Source organism: Nostoc sp. CCY 9925 (genome assembly GCF_963920935.1).
Taxonomy (GTDB): domain Bacteria; phylum Cyanobacteriota; class Cyanobacteriia; order Cyanobacteriales; family Nostocaceae; genus Nostoc.
Genome location: NZ_CAWUDO010000110.1, coordinates 1 through 22471, shown reverse-complemented (window position 1 = coordinate 22471; position 22471 = coordinate 1). Strand labels below are relative to the sequence as shown.

General features: G+C 40.9%; 20 protein-coding genes and 1 CRISPR repeat array. Of the genes, 8 read left to right on the top strand and 12 right to left on the bottom strand.

Annotated elements, in window-relative coordinates:
• Positions 1-452 precede the first annotated feature (452 nt).
• Positions 453-1661, top strand: a complete 1209-nt coding sequence (locus ACM0OY_RS33535; RefSeq protein WP_414573086.1) for a protein kinase domain-containing protein — start codon at positions 453-455, stop codon at positions 1659-1661.
• Positions 1662-2036: 375 nt separating this feature from the next.
• The gene (locus ACM0OY_RS33530) at positions 2037-3116 is read left to right on the top strand and encodes a PstS family phosphate ABC transporter substrate-binding protein (RefSeq protein WP_414573085.1); all 1080 of its coding nucleotides are present in this window, start codon (positions 2037-2039) and stop codon (positions 3114-3116) included.
• A gap of 74 nt (positions 3117-3190) precedes the next feature.
• On the opposite strand, the gene ACM0OY_RS33525 is transcribed toward ACM0OY_RS33530, so the two are convergent.
• The 3 genes from ACM0OY_RS33525 to ACM0OY_RS33515 all read right to left on the bottom strand — a co-directional run bounded on the left by ACM0OY_RS33525 (position 3191) and on the right by ACM0OY_RS33515 (position 5128).
• The gene (locus ACM0OY_RS33525) at positions 3191-3886 is read right to left on the bottom strand and encodes a pentapeptide repeat-containing protein (protein WP_414573084.1); all 696 of its coding nucleotides are present in this window, start codon (positions 3884-3886) and stop codon (positions 3191-3193) included.
• A gap of 445 nt (positions 3887-4331) precedes the next feature.
• On the bottom strand, positions 4332-4514 hold the full coding sequence (locus ACM0OY_RS33520; protein WP_414573083.1) for a hypothetical protein: 183 nt from the start codon (positions 4512-4514) through the stop codon (positions 4332-4334).
• Between the two features lie 248 nt (positions 4515-4762).
• On the bottom strand, positions 4763-5128 hold the full coding sequence (locus ACM0OY_RS33515) for an S-layer homology domain-containing protein (protein ID WP_414573082.1): 366 nt from the start codon (positions 5126-5128) through the stop codon (positions 4763-4765).
• 341 nt (positions 5129-5469) lie between these two features.
• On the opposite strand from ACM0OY_RS33515, the gene ACM0OY_RS33510 reads away from it, so the two are divergent.
• Entirely contained in the window at positions 5470-5742 is a 273-nt protein-coding gene (locus tag ACM0OY_RS33510; protein WP_414573081.1) for a GlsB/YeaQ/YmgE family stress response membrane protein, read from the top strand.
• Between the two features lie 265 nt (positions 5743-6007).
• Here ACM0OY_RS33510 and ACM0OY_RS33505 read toward each other — a convergent pair whose 3' ends face one another.
• The 4 genes from ACM0OY_RS33505 to ACM0OY_RS33490 form a co-directional block, all read right to left on the bottom strand.
• Positions 6008-7084 (bottom strand): WD40 repeat domain-containing protein, encoded by a 1077-nt coding sequence (locus tag ACM0OY_RS33505; RefSeq protein WP_414573080.1) that lies wholly within the window; start codon positions 7082-7084, stop codon positions 6008-6010.
• A 151-nt stretch (positions 7085-7235) separates the two neighbouring features.
• Positions 7236-7529, bottom strand: coding sequence for a hypothetical protein (locus ACM0OY_RS33500; RefSeq protein WP_414573079.1), 294 nt, complete (start codon positions 7527-7529; stop codon positions 7236-7238).
• 367 nt (positions 7530-7896) lie between these two features.
• The gene (locus ACM0OY_RS33495) at positions 7897-8067 is read right to left on the bottom strand and encodes a chlorophyll a/b-binding protein (protein WP_414573078.1); all 171 of its coding nucleotides are present in this window, start codon (positions 8065-8067) and stop codon (positions 7897-7899) included.
• Positions 8064-8327 (bottom strand): hypothetical protein, encoded by a 264-nt coding sequence (locus tag ACM0OY_RS33490; RefSeq protein WP_414573077.1) that lies wholly within the window; start codon positions 8325-8327, stop codon positions 8064-8066. Before ACM0OY_RS33490 ends, ACM0OY_RS33495 begins: the two co-directional genes overlap by 4 nt.
• A 243-nt stretch (positions 8328-8570) precedes the next feature.
• On the opposite strand from ACM0OY_RS33490, the gene ald reads away from it, so the two are divergent.
• From ald to cydB, 3 genes are all read left to right on the top strand, one after another.
• Positions 8571-9662, top strand: coding sequence for an alanine dehydrogenase (ald, locus tag ACM0OY_RS33485; RefSeq protein ID WP_414573076.1), 1092 nt, complete (start codon positions 8571-8573; stop codon positions 9660-9662).
• Positions 9663-9979: 317 nt separating this feature from the next.
• A CRISPR array of direct repeats spans positions 9980-11637; the repeat unit is 37 nt; unit sequence ATTGCAATTAACTAAACTCCCTATTAGGGATTGAAAC.
• A gap of 552 nt (positions 11638-12189) precedes the next feature.
• Positions 12190-13635, top strand: coding sequence for a cytochrome ubiquinol oxidase subunit I (locus ACM0OY_RS33480; RefSeq protein ID WP_414573075.1), 1446 nt, complete (start codon positions 12190-12192; stop codon positions 13633-13635).
• A 140-nt stretch (positions 13636-13775) separates the two neighbouring features.
• Positions 13776-14789 carry a cytochrome d ubiquinol oxidase subunit II gene (gene cydB / locus ACM0OY_RS33475; protein ID WP_414573074.1) on the top strand — a complete coding sequence of 338 codons (1014 nt, stop codon included), beginning with the start codon at positions 13776-13778 and terminating at the stop codon, positions 14787-14789.
• A gap of 387 nt (positions 14790-15176) precedes the next feature.
• Here cydB and ACM0OY_RS33470 read toward each other — a convergent pair whose 3' ends face one another.
• The 4 genes from ACM0OY_RS33470 to ACM0OY_RS33455 form a co-directional block, all read right to left on the bottom strand.
• Positions 15177-15422, bottom strand: a complete 246-nt coding sequence (locus ACM0OY_RS33470; protein WP_414573073.1) for a Uma2 family endonuclease — start codon at positions 15420-15422, stop codon at positions 15177-15179.
• Positions 15423-15571: 149 nt separating this feature from the next.
• Positions 15572-15937: a Uma2 family endonuclease gene (locus ACM0OY_RS33465; protein ID WP_414573072.1), complete on the bottom strand. Its 366-nt coding sequence runs from the start codon at positions 15935-15937 to the stop codon at positions 15572-15574.
• A 22-nt stretch (positions 15938-15959) separates the two neighbouring features.
• Positions 15960-17015 carry a tRNA dihydrouridine synthase DusB gene (gene dusB / locus ACM0OY_RS33460; protein ID WP_414573071.1) on the bottom strand — a complete coding sequence of 352 codons (1056 nt, stop codon included), beginning with the start codon at positions 17013-17015 and terminating at the stop codon, positions 15960-15962.
• Positions 17016-17582: 567 nt separating this feature from the next.
• On the bottom strand, positions 17583-18176 hold the full coding sequence (locus ACM0OY_RS33455; protein WP_414573070.1) for a DUF1802 family protein: 594 nt from the start codon (positions 18174-18176) through the stop codon (positions 17583-17585).
• An 89-nt stretch (positions 18177-18265) separates the two neighbouring features.
• On the opposite strand from ACM0OY_RS33455, the gene ACM0OY_RS33450 reads away from it, so the two are divergent.
• Both ACM0OY_RS33450 and ACM0OY_RS33445 read left to right on the top strand, forming a co-directional pair.
• Entirely contained in the window at positions 18266-19225 is a 960-nt protein-coding gene (locus tag ACM0OY_RS33450) for an aldo/keto reductase (RefSeq protein ID WP_414573069.1), read from the top strand.
• 763 nt (positions 19226-19988) lie between these two features.
• Positions 19989-20246, top strand: coding sequence for a hypothetical protein (locus tag ACM0OY_RS33445; protein ID WP_414573068.1), 258 nt, complete (start codon positions 19989-19991; stop codon positions 20244-20246).
• A gap of 306 nt (positions 20247-20552) precedes the next feature.
• Here the strand turns inward: ACM0OY_RS33445 and ggt are convergent, their stop codons facing one another.
• Complete coding sequence (gene ggt / locus ACM0OY_RS33440) at positions 20553-22328, bottom strand: gamma-glutamyltransferase (protein ID WP_414573067.1); 1776 nt, start codon at positions 22326-22328, stop codon at positions 20553-20555.
• Positions 22329-22471 lie beyond the last annotated feature (143 nt).

Below are 22471 nucleotides of genomic sequence, written 5' to 3'. Positions count from 1 at the left end.
TTACTATTCCTAGCTTCCATGCTTTCAAAATGTCCTAACCTGTGTGACTACGGCTGTAAAATAGATAAAGAAGAAGAGTCTTCCCTTTGCCCTTTAACCGAACCGTATTAGGAGTGGTGTAGTTCTCTGTTTCTGGGCTACCAGTGGAAAAACATAGAGTTTTAATTACTTACGGTATTGCATTTACTTTATGTCTCAAAGCTTGTATTATTTTTATATTTATTTCTAGGTTAAAACTCCAATTTCAAGCCAAACCATAAAACTGTCCTCAAGCAGATGAAGTTTGGCAAGATGATTGTCTTTAAACCGAAAAATCAAGCGGCGAGCATTCATCTTCTCACCCAAGCTATGACAAACTCTGAATGATCAGTAATTAGCACAATACTATACGTCACATGAGCCAGAACCCTCTCATCAGAAAAACATTCAGGAGTAGCTTTGAGACTGTTAAAGTGTTGGGAAGCCCAGAATTTGGTGAAAATTCTTCGTTAGCAACTGCAATACGTAATAGATATCAGCAGTCTTTTGTTAGAAAAACACTTCGGAATCGCTTTGAAATTATCAAACAGTTGGGAAGCGGAGGATCTGGTGATACGTACTTAGCCGTAGACTTAGATTTACCAGGAAGACCGCATTGTGTTGTCAAACATTTCCACCCAAAAGATCCTAATCCTACTGTTGGTGCGATCGCTAAAAAATTATTTGCTAGAGAAGCAGAAGTTTTATATCAGCTAGGCAACGACCACGATCAAATTCCTAGACTGTTTGCTCATTTTGATGAAGGTGGAGATTTTTATTTAGTCCAAGAATATGTTGACGGTCATCCTTTGACTCAAGAAATTATCCCAGGTCAACGCATGAGCGAAAATGCAGTCTTGAATTTATTAAAAGACATCTTGCAAGTGTTAGTTTTCGTACACGAACACAACATTATTCACCGAGATATTAAGCCGCAAAATTTAATGCGCCGGCATTCCGATGGCAAGATTGTCTTAATTGACTTTGGGAGTATTAAAAAAATTGGTGCTTTAGGAGCTGGTTTAACCGTTGTGGTTGGCACTCCTGGTTATATGCCAAGCGAACAGGCTAAAGGAAAGCCAAAACTTTCCAGCGATATCTATGCAGTAGGTATGATTGGCATTCAAGCTCTCACAGGCTTAATACCTGACCAGCTACAAGAAGATCCCAATACTGGGGAAGTTATCTGGCGTCATCACACACAGGTAAGCGATGGTTTTGCAGATATTTTAGACAGAATGGTTTGCGATCGCCATAGCCAACGTTATCAATGTGCCGCAGAAGCTCTGGAAGCCCTTAATTCCGATTTGGTGCGCTTGGAGTCATCACAATCTGGTGGGCTAAAACAAAACACTGTCGATAGCTATTTTCTAGCTTATAGAAATTTTATTTTGTTGCTGGGGATCGGACTCGGTGCTAGCACTAGTTTGATAGTAATTATTTTAATGTATACATTTATTAATACAAGTACATCGGTTCCATACCAACCTATTCAATTAAAAAATATCATAGAAAAATTTATTAATGAATCACACTTAACTAATATAAATACCTTAACTGCCCAAAGAAGAATTGATAAAACTGATTACACTATTGCAAAGACTACTCAGGGAATTAAATTTGACGGCATTACAAACAGTTAATCATCTATTTAGAAGATACTTTAAAAGTAGTAGATGATATATAAAAAACTTAAGATTCGGCAAAATCCTCCTTTTGAAAGAGGAACTTGAATCTGTTATTCCCTCTTTGGAAAGGCTTGGTGGGGAAATATTTTGTTTAGCAGTTGAAGCATAGTTGATTAAATAAGCTGGCCGTAAAACCCAGACACTAAAAGATTTTCAAGCAAATTGCCTGTTATATAAGATTTTACAAACTTATTCTTAGCAATCAAGAAAGTGGTTATTGACTTACTACTTAAAGCTTTACTCAAAACTTAAATATCGAACGATTTTTAGAAGGTAAATACTGAGAAATTACTGTAGTATAAATACAATCAAGAAACAAAATTTAAAGATATGGACAATACAAACCAAAGAAAAACTTTAATTAACGGCGAAATTGCCCTCTTTCTTAGAGGTTTGATTATTGGTAAAGTATTGACACTGATGGTTATAGGCGGATTGCTTTGGTGGTTACTCAAGCCAAACTTATTATCCCGTAACAGTGCTAACTCCTACTCCCCCAATCAAAATTTAAACGCCTCTTCTACTGGAGGATCGAATTTTCAGACAATTGCCGATGTTCCTAGCGGCTCATTCAACTACGGTGGTAGTACGGCTTGGGCATCTATCCGGCAATTGGTAGATTCTCAGATCCAAAGCGATCGCCCTGAACTACAATTACGTTACGTAGATCCTACAAAGAATAGCCCTGGCTCTAGCTCAGGTATTCGGATGTTGCTTGATGGGGAATTGGACTTTGCTCAATCTTCCCGTCCCCTGACAGATGAAGAACAAGCAATTGCGACACAACGAGGCTTTACCCTTGAACAACGTCGGGTAGGGATTGATGGAATAGCAGTGGTAGTCAATCCATCACTCAAGGTGCCAGGTTTAACTGTTGAGCAATTGCAGCAGATTTATTCCGGGCAAATTACTAACTGGGAGCAAGTAGGTGGCCCAAACCTACCCATCATACCTTTATCTCAACGACCAGAAAACGCAGATACAGTAATATTCTCTAGCAATAACAACTCGAAGGGGCAAGCATTTGGCTCGAATGTCCAGTATGTCTACTCAACTACAGAGGCAGTGCGCCAACTCAGCAAAATCCCTGGTGGACTGTATTACGCTTCTGCCCGTTCAGTGGTTCCTCAGTGTAGTGTGAAGGCTTTGCCATTGGGTCGCACTTCTAGTCAGTTAATTGCCCCTTACCGCAAACCTCTGGTATCACCGGAAAATTGCTTACGTCAGCGTAATCAAGTAAATACTGAGGCTATTAGAAATGGTAGCTATCCAATTACTGCTGATATGTTTGTGATTATTAAGCAGAATAAAGGGCAAGAACAGCAAATAGGGGATGCCTACGCCAAACTTTTATTAACTGAACAGGGACAAAAAGCAATTGAGCAAGCTGGTTTTGTTGCAGTTCGCTAGTAAATCTGGAGGACAATTAAGCCCCCATCTGGGGGTTTTAAATCTTTTTTGATAGCGATCGCTTGAAGGCGCAATCATTGTAGAGCAAAAGCCAAGTCACTTTCAATTAACTTCGCACCTGTCAGATTAGCCCCACTCAAATTGCAGAGGTGAAAATTTGCCCCTCTTAAATCTGCTAGTGCTAAATTAGCTCCAGTTAAATCTGCACCAGTGAGATTAACTTCACTTAAGTTAGCGCTGCTTAGGTTAGCCCCTTTGAGTGAAGCTTGTTGCAGGTTAGCACCACTTAGGTTTGTCCTCATTAGGTATGCTTTATTTAGGTCGGTTCCACTTAAATTAGCTTGACTTAGGTCTGCTGCTGTTAAATCAGCCTTAGTGAGATTAGCTTGACTTAGGTCTGTCCAACTCAACTTTGCATAACTTAGGTTAATTTCAGTCAGTTTCATTGATGTAAGTACTGCACACCTCAAATTAGCATTAACAAAATTTCTTTCTCCTATTGCATAACGGCGCAAAATTTCATCAGTGGTTACTCTTTGTAAAACAGCTCTTGATGCGCCTTGATAACACCACGCAGCTTCTAATAGTTTCGCAGCAGTATTAACAGCTACTTCATCACATTTAGCCATAATTACACCATTGCAGCCATCCCACTCACCGTTAAGCATGAGAGCAACGTCATTAGCGGCAGCAATTGAATCAAATAGTAAAACAGAATATTTGTGTGGTTTTAACCAGTTATTCAAAACTATCGAGATCGTATTTTTCATTTCTATAATTTTTGGCGTTTTAAGACGATTAACGCTCTAACTTCCAGATATTAATCAACTCTGCTGACTCTACCAGTATCTTGAGTTATGAGCTAAAAATATTTGAATTTGCATTCTCAAAAAAATGAATTTCTTGTGGGGTGGGCATCTTGCCCGCCCTGGTTGTGCAAATTAAATACGCGACAGCATAGCAGTTGAAGCTCGTAAAAACACAGTACCAAGAGACTTTTAAGTCTGTTGCCTGTTGCCTATTCCCTGCTATAAATATTGAGGGTTATTTTCACCAGCCGCTAGCATAAAAGACTAAATTCCGTTTTTCTTTTGGACGCTAGTTTGTGACAGAGTGCTGCACAAAAACCTACAAGAAGAATGCAGCCAATGTACAGCACCCAGCCACAAAAGAGTTACAACCAGCTTAAGTACAAATGTCTGCAAGAACTAAGTTCTAAGCAGCTGTATCTGAACGTTCTATTTGCTGGCGAATTGTATCAATAGAAGCATTAAGACCAGCCAGCTTGGACTCTAAATCATCTCGCATCCAAATCAGGAATTTTAATTTCCGCTCTAAGCTAGCTTTGTGCGAAATGGGTTCGCTTCCATAACAGGCATTACCCCAAAAAGGAAACATAGTTTACCTCTGTATTTAGCTTTTGTAAGAGTGCAATATAGTGCACCACTATATTCTGACTAATAACAATCAGAGAGGTGTGTGTAATAACCGATCATTATTGTACGGGCTTAACGAATGCTTCTTATAAAGTTGTTTCAAGAAATGGTGGAGGTATTTGACTGCACTGCAATCAAGTTTTTCCACTCCTTCTTTAAGAAATAGTTGAAGTAAATGAGCATTAGCATCAATTAACTGCTGTCAAATGCTTATTTTCTCGGAGGTATAGTGTCAACTCGCTCGTTGAGTTCTCGAAGTTGTTGGTTTAATTCGCTCTGTCGTTTGAGCAAAATTTCCAAATCTTCCTTCGTTGCTAAATCAGTCCTAGCAGGAGTCACTTGATTTAACTGATTTAGGCAGGTATTTAAGCCAGCAGCAAATTCATAGCGTGTAACTGGGCGCGAACCTCCATATGTGCCATCAGGATACCCAGATAGGCAACCTGGCTGGGGAACTGTATTGCGCCCGTCGCTTGGTGTTTGTGACAAAGTTTTTGATGGATAGAAAATAATTGTTGCCAGTGCCAAGGTAGTTGTAAGGGTGGCGAATGGAAGCAAGCCAGTAATTGATGACATCTTAAACATTGGTCGCAGCTACAAGCCATTTACTCTTTCACCTTATCAAATTAATATTCGGCTTTCAAACTTTAGCTTAATTGTTCAAATAGAGGCCCACAGCTAATGAGAAATGCCTATATCCAAATTACAAGTAATGAATTTATAAGCCTCTAGTCCCAGACTTACTAGGAGCTTTTTGTCAATTTATTGTCCATTGGAATTAGGGGAGTTCATCATCAGAAGTAACAACAATTCATCCTTATGGGTATTTAGAAATGGTTCTGTTGGGAGAGTAAATGTCAATATTGGAATTGCTATTGTGTATTTGTCAGTCAAAAACGTTTCTCAAGTTAAGAACAATGAATATCCTTGCATGGATTGTTTTAGGTCTAATTGCTGGTGCTATTGCGAAAGCTATCTACCCCGGTCATCAAGGCGGCGGAATCTTAGGAACAATATTGTTAGGAATCATTGGTGCTTTCGTTGGTGGCAGTCTGGGTGTATTCTTCAGTACGGGAACTTTGGCTCTAGCGGCTCCAACTCTCAGCTTAACTGGAGTCTTAGTGGCAGTTCTTGGTGCAATTGTCGCAGTTTTCTTGTGGAACTTGCTAACTCGACGCAGTGCAATCTAAGGCATGAAATTGTAATTATTTATTACTAAAAATCAGGGAATTGATAGCAGGGAACAGGCAATAGGCTTAAAAGTTCGTTGGTGTCGGAGTTGTACATCAGTTTTTGTCCTAATGTAGCTGGCAACTGCTATAACTATATTTTCTCCCTGAATTTAATTAAAAGAGTAGCGCTTACTCAACTAGAGGTAAGCGCTATTATTATTTTGAAAAATCGATTGTCTTAGGATTTTGATATGAACTTTAGCTCTCAAAGGTTCATAAATTCTTACTTACGTTTTACTGGAATTCCCCAAATCTTGACTTTTTGATCGAATCCACCACTGGCTAGTATTTGCCCATTTGGACTAAAAGCGATGGCACTTACCCAGTCTGTATGTCCACTTAATGTATTGATTAACTCACCTGAAGCGATATTCCACAACTTAATGCCATCTCTGCCAGCACTTGCGAGGGTTTGTCCGTCTGGGTTAATGGCGATCGCATTTACCCAGTTATTATGTCCTGTAAGGGTACGGAATAATTCTCCACTACTGACATTCCACACTTTAATGGTGCGATCGCGGCTAGCACTAATTAATGTTTGTCCGTCTGGTGTAAAGGCGACAGCGGTAACAGAATTAGTATGAGCTACTGATTCACTAATTAATTTACCACTACTCAGACTCCATAGCTTAATCACACCTTTATTGTCGCCACTAGCCAAGGTTTGCCCATCAGGACTAATAGCCACCGTATAAATCAAATTGTTAAAGCGTGCTAAACTCCCGAGTGGGCGCTGCTGTAACAAATCCCACAAGCGAATCCCATCTAAAGCTCCACTAATCAAAACTTTACTATCAGGAGATACCGCTAAAGATAATACGTTACTGGTATGTCCTACAAAAGAGCGGCTAAAGTTAAATTTAAAGTTTTTCACGTTCCAGAGGTTAATCGTGTTGTCAGTACTACAACTAACTAAGGTTCGACCATCTGGCGAAATTACTAAAGATTCTACGGCAGTCTTGTGTGCTTTGTTAATATTCCCCAAGTTTTTGCCATTTGCTGGATTCCAAAGGCGAATTATCCCCTCGTTTTCTGCGCCTCCACTGATCAGAATTCTGCTATCTGGAGTGAAGGTTAGGGATTTAACAGTTCCGTTATGTCCTTTGAGGGTGTAAAGTTGCTGGAAATTTGCAAAGTTATTTGTAGTTTCGGAGTTGTTTGGTGCAAATTCAATGGCAGCATCAGCCTGATGAATATAAAACCCTTCCCAGGTCATTACTGGAAGGGCAACAGCTACAATAAATGCCAGGATAATATACCGACGCCGGAAATTAACCCCACCTCTTCCCTCACTCCTCACTATTTTTCCTCACTTTTTGAGATAAGTATAAAAAAACATATATAAACAAATTTTCTAGAGTTATGAATTATCACCCATAACTCTTGGAAAGACTTGGGTTAATCGCGTCTCTACTCAAGACGCGATCAATCGCGTCTCTACTCAGTACTCTCTACAGAGGTGGTTTTTTCTTAGAAACACTTAGCATTGGTAAAGGTGGACTAGAGGAACGGGAGGGCAAGTAATGTTGTACTATAGGCTCCTCTGGTAGAGGACGACTCTGCTGGATACGCCACAACTTTAAGCCTAGCGCTATCCCTGCCGTTCCCAAACCAAAAGCAAACAACGACCAGCTATCATCCAATCCGCCAATCAGGGCATCTACCAGTCCCATCGTAATCAATATACTGATTAGTGGTTCTTTGCGGTAGGTTGACTTCAAAAAACGAGGTAATACAGCATTCATCACAGGTTGATTGGTTCCAGTTCACCTTTTGTGTATATTATTGACCAAGAATACCTCACCCATATTTTGCCTTTTTCATCAAAGGCATAAACTAATTTAATTATGACTTTCTTGAGTAGGGGAGGAAGTCTACTCATTAACCTTCTTACATGTGCTAGTTGCAAGTTTCAGATATTTCAGTCAGTAATAGGTTTTTGGATTCCTCTCTTGGTTACATTCTACGGCAACAATTTACAAATAAATCTAATAAAAGTATTGAGGGCGAAGTGTTTCGCTATCAATCCTTAAAGTCAAAACCAACTGGTTGTTCCAGCTGGTTGAAACTCCTCTAAATACTAGCTTACAATTTGTGTGCTTGTTGGTCGCACTACTTCAGACCCAGCCATGATAGCACCCCTTGATTAGTAACGTATTCAATCACTAACATCAAGGCAAAGCCAATCATTGCAGCTCGACCATTTAACCGCTCAGCATATTCGTTAAAGCCAAACTTCGGCTGGTCTAGTTTAGGTGTAATTGTCGGTTGTGGTTGTGTCATTTTTTAGAAACCTCTTTTCGGCAAACGGGACTTAATATCAGACTTTGTGGTATTGGCTGGGGAAGGAGTAATGCCATGTCCGGTTGAAGATTTGTCATTAAGACTGATACGGAGACGCGGGGACGTAACAGAGATTTTAATGATAAGTGATTCACCGGACTTGACATCAAAGGTAAAGGAATTAATTTTTCCTTAACCTTTAGCTTATTTTGGCAGGTGATGAGCGATCGCAGTGCTTGAATGCCAAGATGACTTGACAAATTCAGCTAAAGCTTCCTAGAAGGGAGCTTGCAACCGCTTTTTTAATAATTTGTTACTATTCTTTATATATTGTATAAATACTGAAGCAATAGTCAAGAGTAAGAGTTTGCAGCCATTTGGATAAAATTGACAGGCTCAAGACTGAGAATAGCTATTTCTAATACAGCTATCGCCAATAGATCGGTAGCAAGCTTGAGATTGGCAGGCTACAGTTAAACAAAAAAAATTATCAGAGGCGGTATATGGAAATCGGCGTTCCTAAGGAAACTAAAGATCAAGAATTTCGGGTAGGTTTAAGTCCTTCTAGTGCACGGGTGCTGCGAGAAAATGGTCATCACATTTTCGTGCAGACGCAAGCAGGTAATGGTGCTGGATTTACAGATGATGACTACATAAGTGCTGGAGCAGAGATTGTCCCCACAGCAGAAGCGGCTTGGAATCGGGAATTGGTTGTGAAAGTCAAAGAGCCATTGAAATCTGAGTATAATTTTTTGCAAAAAGGACAAATATTATTTACTTATTTACACTTAGCAGCCGATCGCAAATTAACAGAGCATTTAATTGATTGTGGCACTTGTGCGATCGCCTACGAAACTGTAGAACAACCAGGCGCTAACAGACTACCTCTGCTGACTCCCATGAGCGTAATTGCCGGTCGGCTTGCAGTACAATTTGGGGCAAGATTTCTAGAACGTCAGCAAGGCGGTAGAGGCGTGCTTTTGGGTGGTGTACCTGGAGTCAAACCAGGTAAAGTCGTCATTCTCGGTGGCGGTGTCGTCGGCACAGAAGCAGCTAAAATTGCCGTGGGGATGGGTGCCAGCGTCCAGATTTTAGATGTGAGTGTCGAACGGTTATCTTACCTAGAAACCCTATTTGGCTCTAGAGTCGAATACCTTTACAGCAACTCAGCTCATATTGAAGCCGCAGTTAAAGAAGCCGACTTGCTCATCGGTGCAGTTTTAGTCCTGGGACGTAGGGCACCAACCTTAGTATCCCGCGAATTAGTCAAACAAATGCATCCTGGTTCCGTAATAGTTGATGTTGCTGTTGACCAAGGCGGTTGTGTAGAAACCTTACATGCCACATCTCACACAAATCCGGTATACATTGAAGAGGGTGTGGTGCATTATGGCGTTCCCAATATGCCAGGAGCAGTACCTTGGACAGCAACTCAGGCACTCAATAACAGCACATTACCTTATGTTGTGCAGTTGGCGAATTTGGGAATTAAGGCATTGGAAGTTAACCCAGCCTTAGCTAAAGGTGTAAATGTGCAGAGTCATAAATTAGTGCATCCTGCTGTGCAAGAGGTTTTTCCTGATTTGGTAAGTTAGACATTGCACAGGCGTAGGTGTGCAAGTGGTAGGCGATCGCCTATCCTAATCGTGGTAATCTTCATCAATTAGACTAATTTCGTTGCCAAATGCGCGGATGGGCAGCTGTAGAAAATCAAACGTTAGCAAAAATGGCTGCATCTTAATGTGTACAAGGTTTTGAGGACTATAGGACTTGTAAACCATCCGCGCACCTTATGGAGACTGAGTTTCAGCGATTTGCATCTGGTGTTACTACCATCTGTTGTGTTATGATTTTCTCATTCGCGCTACTGCACCTTGAAAACCAAATACAGCAAGCCTTTCAAGTATCGGCGATTGCAATTAACTAAACTCCCTATTAGGGATTGAAACAAGTTAAGGGTCAGGTGTGACGTAGGGTTGTTCTGAATTGCAATTAACTAAACTCCCTATTAGGGATTGAAACCCTAATGATCACCCGGCATTTGATGGGATGCAGAAATTGCAATTAACTAAACTCCCTATTAGGGATTGAAACCATCTTTTAGTTCAAGCAGCCCGAGAACTAGCCGCCAAATTGCAATTAACTAAACTCCCTATTAGGGATTGAAACGTGCATTTTAACCAAAACAATGCCCTTAAAAGGCATTGCAATTAACTAAACTCCCTATTAGGGATTGAAACCACTTATTACGTGGGTGGATAAGGCGATCGCCTGGAGTTATTGCAATTAACTAAACTCCCTATTAGGGATTGAAACCGATACTGCGGACGCAACGCCCGTGGACAAGAAAATTGCAATTAACTAAACTCCCTATTAGGGATTGAAACTACTTCACCATTCCCGACATAGAGATAAATTGGTTCTGGTGATTGCAATTAACTAAACTCCCTATTAGGGATTGAAACCTAACCTGGAGTTTTGCGCTTTGTGCAAGATAATGAAGGATTGCAATTAACTAAACTCCCTATTAGGGATTGAAACTTTTTCTTCAACAGAAAAGCCATATCCTGCCATTGCAATTAACTAAACTCCCTATTAGGGATTGAAACCACGTAGAGAACCGAGTACCTATTTTTCTTCTTAATTGCAATTAACTAAACTCCCTATTAGGGATTGAAACAAAAAAGAGACAAGAGTATGCGCCACACTTACATAATTGCAATTAACTAAACTCCCTATTAGGGATTGAAACAAAAGCCTGGTTAGCTAATATCTCATAGTCATTATTGCAATTAACTAAACTCCCTATTAGGGATTGAAACACAGACGGCAATATCGAATTTGCGATCAGCGAAACATTGCAATTAACTAAACTCCCTATTAGGGATTGAAACGTATTCAAATACAATATAATAAATTGATTTTAAAATTGCAATTAACTAAACTCCCTATTAGGGATTGAAACCTTTCCTCTATCAAGGCAGCAGTCTCAACTAAGGTTAATATTGCAATTAACTAAACTCCCTATTAGGGATTGAAACTGGTTGTGTGATGGTTTTGAAACTGGGGTCAAGCGCTTGCTGAAATTGCAATTAATTGCAATTAACTAAACTCCCTATTAGGGATTGAAACAAAGAATTTCGGGCAGGCTTGCTGCATTTCTTCTATTGCAATTAACTAAACTCCCTATTAGGGATTGAAACAATATCAGGCATAGATTTTCTCTCAGGGTTTAGAAAATTGCAATTAACTAAACTCCCTATTAGGGATTGAAACAAATTGAGAGGAGAAATCATACCCTGCGGGTGTCCCTGATTGCAATTAACTAAACTCCCTATTAGGGATTGAAACCCCTAGCCATGACTTATTTAACTGCCAAGCTACCCAGATTGCAATTAACTAAACTCCCTATTAGGGATTGAAACAGGAATGTATCGAAATCGGTACTCGAATAAGGCAAATTGCAATTAACTAAACTCCCTATTAGGGATTGAAACACTGTGCCTGGGGAGTGGGGAGAGTGCTGTTTTCAGATTGCAATTAACTAAACTCCCTATTAGGGATTGAAACTGAATATCCAACTCTGTGAGCCAGTTCTTTGCTAGTAATTGCAATTAACTAAAATAACTTTAGCTAAACTTGACTCCTAGTAAGGGCTTTAGCCCTTTTCTTAGGACTAAAGCCCTTACTACAAACATTGAATTTTTCACACATTTCTACTTATCAGTAATTCACTCATGATTAAAAAAATTTACCTGTCTATAGAGAGATGTTTTTTTGATTAAATAAAGTTTACTGAAAAAATACAGATAAATACTGGCGATCGCCAACCACGAAAATCAAGCTTGAGAAAATAGCGATCGCCACTACACCAATGCAAAATTAAAACTCAAAATACTTAGCATACAAGTTTTTCAACCGTAATGGGAGATTTATAGCAATTCTAAATCATTCGGAAAAATCTATTGCCTATTGCCTTAACTTGTATAGTATTTTGTACAAAAATCAAATCGTATTACTATACTTAAGAAGTGAAATTGGATCGCGTCAAAATGATTTTTGATTATTGAATGTGGACTAAGACAAACAAATTACAGGGAATTTAAATAGAGGAATACAAGCATGGAATTTTTATCGGATTCCGTAGTGCTATCACGGATGCAATTTGCGCTGACTGCAATATTCCATATGCTTTGGCCTGTCTTAACTACAGGGATGGGAATTTATCTGGTTATCGTCGAGGGACTATGGTTAAAGACTCGCAATCCAGACTACTACCTCCATGCCCGCTTTTGGTCTAAGTTCTATCTCTTGAATTTTGGAATTGGTGTAGCAACGGGTATCCCGATGGAATTCCAGTTTGGCACTAATTGGGCACCGTTTTCAGAAGCGGCGGGTAATTTTTTTGGTAGTGTTATCGGCTTTGAAGCTTCCTGGGCATTCATGCTGGAAGCTGCTTTTTTAGGTATTATGTTATTCGGCTGGGAACGTGTTAATCCGGCTATTCACTATCTTTCAACAATTTTAGTTGCTGTTGGTGCTAACCTATCAACCGTATGGATTTTGACAGCGAATTCTTGGATGCAAACCCCGGCAGGTGGGGAATTAGTCAATGGCAAGTTTATTGTCCACGATTATTTTCAAGCAATTTTAAATCCCTTCATGCTTAATAGTGTGCTGCATATGTTCTTTGCCACACTAGAAACTTCGTTGTTTGTGATTGGTGGAATTAGTGCTTGGTACATTCTCAAACAACGCCATCCAGCTTTCTTTTCGCGGTCATTGAAGATTGCTTTAGCAGCTGCGATCGCAGTTGCCCCATTACAAATATACATCGGGCATTTGAGCGGCGAACAAGTTTATCACTATCAACCCACAAAACTCGCAGCAATGGAAGCACAGTGGGAATCTTCACCTGCGGGACAGCCGGCAGATTGGAGTCTTGTGGCGATACCTAATGAAAAAGCCCAGAAAAATGATTGGGAAATCACCGTTCCCAATGCACTAGGATACATTCTGGAATTCAAAAAGAATCTTTCTGAACCATTGCGTGGCTTGAAAGAGTGGAAACCAGAGGATCGTCCTCATTTAGTGGGTTTGATTTACTACGCTTTCCGCACAATGATTGCCATTGGGTTTTTCTTCGCTGGATTAATGTTATTAAGTACCCTGCAATGGTTACGCGGTAAACTCTCAGCAGAAACCATTACTCAACAGCGCTGGTTGATGCGGGCTTGGATATTGGCAGCACCTTTAGGATACATTGCCGTAGAATCAGGCTGGATTGTGCGCTGTGTCGGAAGACAACCGTGGACACTCTACGGACAAATTCGCACTGTTGATGCGGCTTCTCGTCTACCTGCAAGTAATGTCTTAATTTCATTAACTAGCTTTGCCACAGTTTACAGCCTTTTATTTATTACGGTTTTGTACTTCGGTAGCCGCATTCTCCGCAGAGGCCCAAATCTCGACTTACCAATTCCAGGTGCAGAGATCGCCAAACCCGCAGTAGATACTACTCCTGGTGAGTTTGTTCCAGATGAACGCCCTGTAGAAGCACAGCAGTGAAAATGGGGCATTGGGCATTGGGCAGGGAAAAGGTTAAAGGGAAAAGGGAAAAGGAATAAATTTAATCTTTCCCCTTACCCCTTTCCCTTTCCCCTTGTCCTCTTCCTATGCCCAATGCCCTTATTTAATAGGAGATTGTAATGGAAACCTTAGAGTATTTTCTGCCGCAAGTATGGTTTGTGATTTTAGCTCTTTTTCTATTCCTTTACGTAATGTTAGATGGATTTGATTTAGGGGTGGGTATATTATCTCTTACTTCTTCAGATGAAGAACGCCGAAGTATTTTGATGACCAGTTTAAGCAATATTTGGGATGCTAATGAAACTTGGCTAGTTCTGATGGCAGGGGGTCTTTTTGGTGCGTTTCCTTTAGCTTATGGCACAATTTTGAACGCCTTATATATTCCGATTTTTTTAATGGTATTTGGGTTTATCTTTCGTGGTGTGGCATTTGAATTTCGCGAATTAGCAAACCGCAAATTGTTTTGGAATTTCGCTTTTGGTGCTGGAAGTTTTACGGCTGCACTCGGCCAAGGATTTGCCCTTGGCGCTGTGCTGGCGGGCATTCCTGTTGATGATACGGGACACTTTATTGGTACAACTTGGGACTGGTTAAATATTCCATCGGTGCTGGTAGCTTTAACTTTAATTCAAGGATATGTATTAATTGGTTCAACTTATCTGATTTGGAAAACTACAGGAGAATTGCAGGAAACTCACTATAAGACTGCCAAAATTGCTGCTGTGACAACTTTAATTGGTGCGATTTTCATTACAATTACAACACCAATCATTTATGAAAATGCGAGGATGCGGTTGTTTCAGCAACCTTTAGTTTATATCTTTGCAGTTATTCCCTTGTTCGGAGTTTGGTTAATTTGGCAACTTCTGAAGAGTCTTAATCGCAAAGAAGAAAGAGCGCCTTTTATTTGGACAATTCTGCTGTTTGTGCTCTCGTTCTTTGGCTTGGGATTAATTGTCTTCCCATACATTATTCCTAATAAAATTACTATCTATGAAGCAGCCGCTGACCCCAGTTCGTTGGTAATTATGATCATTTTTATTGGGTTTCTCATTCCTGTGATGCTATTTTATAACGTTTACCAGTACATTGTTTTTCGAGGTAAAGTAACTGGCGGTGGCTATAGCGAATAGAGTAATACGGTTCAGTTAAGGCTTAACTATTTTAACCTCTGATAAGTAGAAGGCAGGAGGCAGGAGGCAGAAGGCAGAAGGTGAAACCCTCAACAGTAAAAGGTTTCGCTGGTTTGGATTTTACATTTAATTATGTCCGCCTACTTACCAATTCTGTATGAAGATGCGCTAAACCATAAGTACAAGAAAGAAAAATGAACCGCAAAGGACGCATTCGCGCAGCGTCTCGTTAGAGAAGAACACAAAGAAAGAAGTTAAAAGAGTTTGGCGCAGCCTCACAAAGAAATGGTATGACAAAAGTTTTTCTTTGCGTTCTCTTCTCTACGCCTCTGCATGAGACAAAAAAATATTTGTGAGTGTATTGAGGAATAGAGAAACTTGACTTTTTCAAGCTAACAATTCGTCTACCGCTACACTAAAACCCAATAATAATTTTTGAGTTCTAACTACATCACCAGCTTTAAATCCCAAAACTTGATGATCAGTCATGACCAAAACTAACTGATTTGCAGGAAACACCAGCCAAATTTCCTCACAACCAGACTCTAAATATTCCTGGGCTTTTAAAAATAATTCTTCAGCTAAGTCGGTGGGTGAAACGATTTCTGCAATTAGTGGAAAACTTTGTGGCAATGTGGGAACGTTGCCAAATTGAGCTACTAAATCCGGTGTCAGATCAGGGCAAACGCATCTAAATTACTCTTGATCACAACGAAGGTTAAAAACCAACGAAAAAATCAGGATTTCGCGCTTGATTATTTTTTAAGCCCCAAAGCGATCGCCTAAAATTTTCGCAATAAGCAAGAGTTAATGACATTAATTTTAGTTCTATTGAGAATAGACTTTGCTTGTTGACATGATGCGGCCGCCCTGGGTGTCAGATAAGCCACATCAGGACGACGCCCTTGTTTATATGTGCGACAAGGTACTTCAGTATAAACTTTGCCATCTAGTTGATTGGAGTTGATGTAACTTCTCCAATAAAAGCTTAGATTAGCTTCAATTTCACTATGTTTTAATGTCATCCCTGTTTTTTCTATCAGTTGCCCGTCTACCCATTCCATGCCGTCTGGAGGATTTGCCATGAAATCTTCTAAAGAGTAGATTTCGGGAATAGATACAATCTCATTGTGTTTGGAAACTAACATTACAAACCTCAATTTTGATTAGTTAAATCATTACCAAATTATCTTGTGTTTCTTCTTCTAATTCATAGCCATTAACCAGTTTGGCAATTGCTTGGTCAATCATTGCTAAACCCTGATCTACGGTTTCAATTACACTTAATTGTCCGCGTAATTCCGCAGCACCAACAAAACCTTTAGCATACCAAGTCATGTGTTTACGGGCTTGACGAACACCGCGATCGCCTTTATATTCCCACAAGGCTTGTAAATGATCTCTTGCACATTCCAGCCTTTCAATTGGGGTTGGTGGCGGTAATATTTCTCCAGTTTTTAAGAAGCGATCTATTTCTCCCACCAAAAACGGATAACCCAAAGTTCCACGGGAACACATCACACCATCAGCGCCAGTTTCTTCTAAACATTTCACCGCCGCCTCAATAGAAAAAATATCTCCATTCCCAATTACTGGAATAGAAAGTACTTCCTTTACACGGGCAATCCATTCCCAACGCGCATTGCCATTGTATCCTTGAGCGCGGGTGCGTCCGTGTACTGTAATCATTTTTGCCCCTGCATCTTCCATCCGCTTGGCAAAGTCGAGAATAGTGATTTCTTTATCATTCCAGCCAATACGGGTTTTTACTGTCACAGGTACATCAACAGCTTTCACTACTTCTCGCACAATTGCTTCTGCTACTTCCGGCTGTCGCAACAGAGAAGAACCGCCCCCATTTTTAGTGATTTTATTTACCGGACAACCCATATTAATATCAACAGTATCAGCCCCTTCTGCAACTGCCTTGACTGCTGCTTCTGCGAGGAAATCTGGACGACAATCAAATAGTTGAATGCTAATTGGGCGTTCGTTGGGGTCTACCTCCATGATTTTGGGCAATTGTTTGACATAATGCAACCCGGTAGCATTGACCATTTCGGTATACATCATCGAATCGGGTGCATAGCGACGCACAAGACGGCGAAATACCAAATCTGTGACCCCAGATAAAGGTGACTGGAGAACCCGGCTTTTGACCTCGAAGGAGCCAATTTTTAAAGGTTGAGACAGTCTAGCTTGGAGAGTGGGAGATAGGGAAATCATATAAAAAATTAAAACGAGGAATTGCGTAGTATACCGCCGTAGGCATCGCCAAAAATTGTCAGGATATTTAAAAGTATTTACTGAAACTCTATAATTACATATTCTCAATTTTATCTTTGTTTAAGCATCTTCACTTGCAGGCTATTTTGGGATTACTTCCTGCACCTCCTCTAAACTCAAATTTAACTCTTTCGCTGTTTCTTCAACACTCACAGGACTTACGCAACGCCGATATTGTCATTGCGACCGAAACGCAGTGTAGGGAAGCAATCCCCGCTGACGTGGAGATTACTATGCTATCGCTCGTAATGACGAAATGACGTTATTCTTGCGTAAGTCCTAACTCAATCGCAATCTCAACAACAGAGGAATCATTATAGACTATTAGGGCTAACGCAAAGACACACCAGACGCAGAGAGTTTTTGTTGACGAAATTATTGGGTAGCGACTTAGAGAATAATTGAATGGATCGGGTTTGATTCCTAAATCCATTCTGATGCTGCTATCAGTCGCACTCGATCGCATTCCAGAGAAAAATGGTATTTGATAACCCGCAAATTGGTTGGTTACAACGACGGGGGATACAATTGATCGCCAACAATCCAGCGAATTTTATCTACTAATTGAATGTATGCAAAGTCAGATAAAACTGGTTTTGCTCCTTGTAAATCAATTGCTTGGTCTAAATCAATCCATGACTTACAACCGCCGTATTTAGCATAATAGGCAATTTCTTGTTCTTGAGATAGTTTATAAGTTCGTAAGAGCAGAATATATAGCGGTTGACGTGGTTTCCATTTGAGGCGATCGCTAATAAAATATTCGTTCCAAATGTGGAAGGGAAGTAAAGTGTTGACAATAAACTCGTCACTAACTGGCAAAATATCTGTAATTTCAGCCCAACTACCGATGCGAATTGTTTCTGGATGCCACCCTGATGTTACTGGATAGACATCATTGGCATACTCAGTTTTGAGCATGAAGGCTTGTTGATGTTCGTAAGTAGGGTAAAGCAAAATCTGTTTGTGGGCAACTTGGAAATGCCCATTTCTTTCGTGGATACCACCTTTGCGGAGCAACATAATTGTTTTGCCCGTCTCCAAGGCATTTATAGCGGTTGCCCATTCTTTGAGAGCGTGAAAAGTTCTAGTCAATTCCATCACATCTACTGTAATTCTGATTTAATTTCAAGCTAAGACCGATAAAGTATGAAACTGTCCAGAGAAATGAATTAGGTTAGGAAGCAGTTATGGAAAAGCGGACGCTAGGTAATTCTGATGTCCAAATCACACCCATTCTTATGGGAACTTGGCAAGCAGGTAAAAGAATGTGGGTGGGAATTGAGGATGCTGACTCGATTAAAACAATTCGAGCAGCATTTGAAGCTGGTATCACAACAATTGATACTGCTGAAGTTTATGGTCAAGGACATTCTGAAAAGATTGTAGCTGAAGCTTTATCTGATGTCCGCCATCAGGTGGTATATGCCACCAAAGTTTTCGCCAATCATCTCAAGTATGAACAAGTAATTCAGGCTTGTGAACGTTCCCTGACAAACCTAAAAACTGATTACATTGACCTTTACCAAATTCATTGGCCCTCCGGCGCTTTCAATAGTGAAATAGTACCTATCGAAGAAACTATGAGCGCTCTGAACTTCCTCAAAGAACAAGGTAAAATTCGAGCGATCGGTGTTTCCAATTTTTCTAGCGTCCAGTTAGCAGAAGCCGCAAGTTATGGACGTATTGATAGCTTACAACCACCTTATTCTCTATTCTGGAGACAGGTGGAAAAAGATGCACTGCCTTTTTGTATCGAACACAATATTTCTATCCTTGCTTATTCGCCTCTAGCACAGGGATTGCTGACAGGTAAATTTGCAATTGGTCATCAATTTGACCCAGCAGATAACCGTGCTAAAAATAAACTGTTTCAAGGCGAAAACTTTGAACGTGCCCAACAAGCGCTAGAAAAACTGCGTCCTATAGCCCTCCTTCATAATTGTAGCCTTGCTCAGTTAGCTTTGGCCTGGTTAATTGCTCAACCTCAAACAAATGCCATAGCCGGTGCGCGTTATCCCCAACAAGCACAAGACAACGCCTCAGCCGCCCAAATTCAACTTTCTGCTGCTGAATTGGCAGAAATTGATGCTATTGGACGTATTGTTAGCGATCGCTTAGATAACAATCCAATTATGTGGGATTTTTGACAATATAAATTGATTTTCTAAGCCCAACTCTGGAAGATCCCTTTAACTCTCTTAAAAACAGGGTTAGGGATCAAGCCTCCGCTACCAGATTGCAAAACCTAACAAAACGTCAACTTTAGTAAACTCAGGGTTGCAACTAACGAACTTAGTGATAACTTAAATAGTAGGACACCAAACAAAGCAAAACCAAACAAAAAGGGTGAATGACTTAGTGTCCCCTGTCATCAACCCAAGTAAACTTCAGCATATCAAGATACAAGTGGCGAAAAGTCTAATTGTAAAAGACGAAGCCAAATCCTAAAACGGAAAAACGTAGAAATGCGAAGTTTGCTAGTTATTTAGTCCACCTTAGTTATTAACCTTCTGTTAGTTAATTAGTTTAACGATTTGAAACCTGTAAACTCGATAAAACCTGGTCAACCTTGACCAGGTTTTTGGTTTTTTATAGTTATTGACGTACGTTACCTACACGACAACGCACCCGAAATAAAATAGTAGTTCTTGTTACATACAATCATCAAAAACGCGGATAACATTAGAAAAACCTCATCCTAGAAAGAAAGTGACGGAAAGCTGCTTCTTTTTGTATTCTCTTTGCAGCTGTCCTCATGGGTATGAATTTCTAAGTAATTGTCCTCTAGTGCATAGAAATTAACTACATTTTGTCTAAAAGTATTAGGCAAAAAACTATACCACAAGGCTGAGGTAGGACTTGACAAAAGTTTGCCATTATGCTTTTTAGCTACAAGTAAAGGAGTTTGCAATGCACCGACAAATGTGCTGGTTACCTAAGTCTGGTGGCAATGGTGAGAAAATCTTGTATTTGCAGACAGAACCTGGTCAACCTTGGCGTCCCTACACAGCTTTTGGGCATTTTGCAGTCCCAGATTATCCCATACCAGGTGGCTCGAAAGGTTGGGCAACTTATCAAAAACTTTTCAAAGCAGGTTGGACACTAGTACCTAGCGCACGGGCAAACGAATTTGGCACTAGTAGCTACGTAGAATCGAAGAATTTTTGATTTTAGATTGGGCATTGGGGAGCCACTGCGTTGGGCGGCTTTGCCGACTTGAAGCAAGTGGCGTCATGGGGCATTGGCAGGAGGATGGATTCTTCATTTTGAATTTTGTTAGCGTAGCTAAGCCGTGTCCGCGAGCGTCATTTTGAATTTTGAATTGTTTGCCTCCCCTGCTCCCTCACAGGACTTACGCACTGAAGCTTGAAACCCTGATCCCCCCTAACCCCCCTTGAAAAGGGGGGAATGTCTAAAGCTCCTTTTTTAAGGGGGTTGGGGGATGTGAGTGCGTAAGTCCTGCCTCATTCCCCCTCACCAACCTCTTGGAGAACCTTCACTGCGAGGATCAGCCGCCCCTTCTAAAGTTCCATCGGCTGTAACTGCGATCGCGTTACCATTACCCCAAGGTGGAGTTTCTTTAATGTTGTGTCCTCGACGACGTAAATCTTGCAAAGTCAAAGCATCTAAACCCCAAGATTCGACGCGCAATTCATCGGGAAGCCATTGATGATGTATGCGTGGAACGGAGACAGCTGCACCAACATCCATTTTGTATTCCAGCACATTCAAAATCACTTGCAACACTTGGGTGATGATGGTGCTACCACCAGGCGCACCTGCGGCCATGCGAAAACGATTATTTTCCGTCACAATTGTCGGGGTCATGCTGGATAGAGGAGTTTTACGGGGTGCAATGCTGTTGGCGTCGTTACCAACTAGACCAAAGGCATTTGGGACTCCCGGCGCAGCAGCAAAATCATCCATTTCATTGTTGAGGATAATTCCAGTTCCCGGAGTCATCACGCCAGCACCAAAACTCAGGTTAATCGTGAAAGTGAGGCTAACGGCGTTGCGCTGTTCATCGACAACAGTAAGATGGCTGGTTTCGGGAGATTCGTAGCGAGGACAAGGGGATGAGGGGAAAGGGAGACATTTGGAATTTGGAATCTGGACTTCAGAATTCAGATTTCCTGGCTTGACCTCGGTGGAGGGTCTGGCCATTTGCATATTAATTTCTTGGTGGCGTTTTTTGGCGTAAGCTGGACTGATTAGTTGTTGTACGGGGACTTTAACAAAATCTGGGTCACCTAAATATTGTGAGCGATCGCTGTAAGCAATCTTCATTGCTTCTACCATTAAATGTATGGCGTCAGGATGATGCCATCCTAGAGATTTTAAATCTGTGTCGCCGATAATATTTAAAATCTCCAAGAGGTGAACGCCTCCTGATGATGGTGGTGGCATTGAGCAAATTTTAGCTTGGCGGAAATTTCCACAAACGGGAGTCCGCCAAACTGGTTTATAGGCTTTTAAGTCTTCTAGAGTAATTAAACCACCATTTTTTGCCATATCAGCAGCGATCGCTTTGGCAATTTTTCCAGTGTAAAAATCTTGGGGATTTTTGGCTACTGCTGTTAGAGTACTGGCTAAATCACGCTGTACTAGCCTTTCGCCTGTTTTGTAAAATTTACTATTGTCAGTGAAGATTTCTCGCAACGCTGGATTGTTGAGAATTCGTTGCTGATAAAGTTGGTTGGTTTGCAGAGAACGCCAAGTTGACGCATCACCAATAATAAAGCCATCTTTGGCAAGTGCGATCGCAGGTTTGACTACTTCTTGCCAAGAAAGCTTACCATAACGGCGATGCACTTCATAAAGTCCCGCCACCGTTCCTGGTGTCGCCACAGCTAAATAACCATCAATACTTGCATTGGGACGCACCTTACCTTGCGCGTCTAAATACATATTTCTTGTAGCTTTCAGGGGTGCGCGTTCCCGGAAATCTAACGCTTTCATCTCCCCAGTTTTCTGAGAATGCATGAGCAAAAATCCGCCGCCGCCAATTCCGGCCGAAAAAGGCTCAACTACAGAAATTGCAAAGGTTGTGGCTACGGCTGCATCTACCGCATTACCACCCTTGCGTAACATCGAAATTCCGGCTTCACTGGCTAAGGGATGGGCTGAAACCACCATTCCCTTTTTGCTGCGTAGGGGTGTGAAGGCCGCTGATGCTACTTGGCTGTAAAGTAAGACACTAAAAGAAAAGATAGCGATGGCAACTCGCTTGGGTTTGGCAAAAGTAAGCATTTTTATGCCATTTTGTTTGATCTCTATTAGGCTACCGCCTAACCGTGCATTTTATACATAGCTTGTTCACTTGCGGAGCGATCGCTATTAGACCTCTTGCAAAAGTTACTTTTGCAAGAGGGGGGAAAGGGAAAAGGTTAAAG

Bases quoted from the DNA above. Each gene is read 5' to 3' on its own strand.
- ACM0OY_RS33530 (WP_414573085.1), top strand. From the start codon at position 2,037: ATGGACAATACAAACCAAAGAAAAACTTTAATTAACGGCGAAATTGCC.
- ACM0OY_RS33525 (WP_414573084.1), bottom strand. From the start codon at position 3,886: ATGAAAAATACGATCTCGATAGTTTTGAATAACTGGTTAAAACCACAC.
- ACM0OY_RS33520 (WP_414573083.1), bottom strand. From the start codon at position 4,514: ATGTTTCCTTTTTGGGGTAATGCCTGTTATGGAAGCGAACCCATTTCG.
- ACM0OY_RS33515 (WP_414573082.1), bottom strand. From the start codon at position 5,128: ATGTCATCAATTACTGGCTTGCTTCCATTCGCCACCCTTACAACTACC.
- ACM0OY_RS33510 (WP_414573081.1), top strand. From the start codon at position 5,470: ATGAATATCCTTGCATGGATTGTTTTAGGTCTAATTGCTGGTGCTATT.
- ACM0OY_RS33500 (WP_414573079.1), bottom strand. From the start codon at position 7,529: ATGAATGCTGTATTACCTCGTTTTTTGAAGTCAACCTACCGCAAAGAA.
- ACM0OY_RS33495 (WP_414573078.1), bottom strand. From the start codon at position 8,067: ATGACACAACCACAACCGACAATTACACCTAAACTAGACCAGCCGAAG.
- ald (WP_414573076.1), top strand. From the start codon at position 8,571: ATGGAAATCGGCGTTCCTAAGGAAACTAAAGATCAAGAATTTCGGGTA.
- ACM0OY_RS33480 (WP_414573075.1), top strand. From the start codon at position 12,190: ATGGAATTTTTATCGGATTCCGTAGTGCTATCACGGATGCAATTTGCG.
- cydB (WP_414573074.1), top strand. From the start codon at position 13,776: ATGGAAACCTTAGAGTATTTTCTGCCGCAAGTATGGTTTGTGATTTTA.
- ACM0OY_RS33465 (WP_414573072.1), bottom strand. From the start codon at position 15,937: ATGTTAGTTTCCAAACACAATGAGATTGTATCTATTCCCGAAATCTAC.
- dusB (WP_414573071.1), bottom strand. From the start codon at position 17,015: ATGATTTCCCTATCTCCCACTCTCCAAGCTAGACTGTCTCAACCTTTA.
- ACM0OY_RS33455 (WP_414573070.1), bottom strand. From the start codon at position 18,176: ATGGAATTGACTAGAACTTTTCACGCTCTCAAAGAATGGGCAACCGCT.
- ACM0OY_RS33450 (WP_414573069.1), top strand. From the start codon at position 18,266: ATGGAAAAGCGGACGCTAGGTAATTCTGATGTCCAAATCACACCCATT.
- ACM0OY_RS33445 (WP_414573068.1), top strand. From the start codon at position 19,989: ATGCACCGACAAATGTGCTGGTTACCTAAGTCTGGTGGCAATGGTGAG.
- ggt (WP_414573067.1), bottom strand. From the start codon at position 22,328: ATGCTTACTTTTGCCAAACCCAAGCGAGTTGCCATCGCTATCTTTTCT.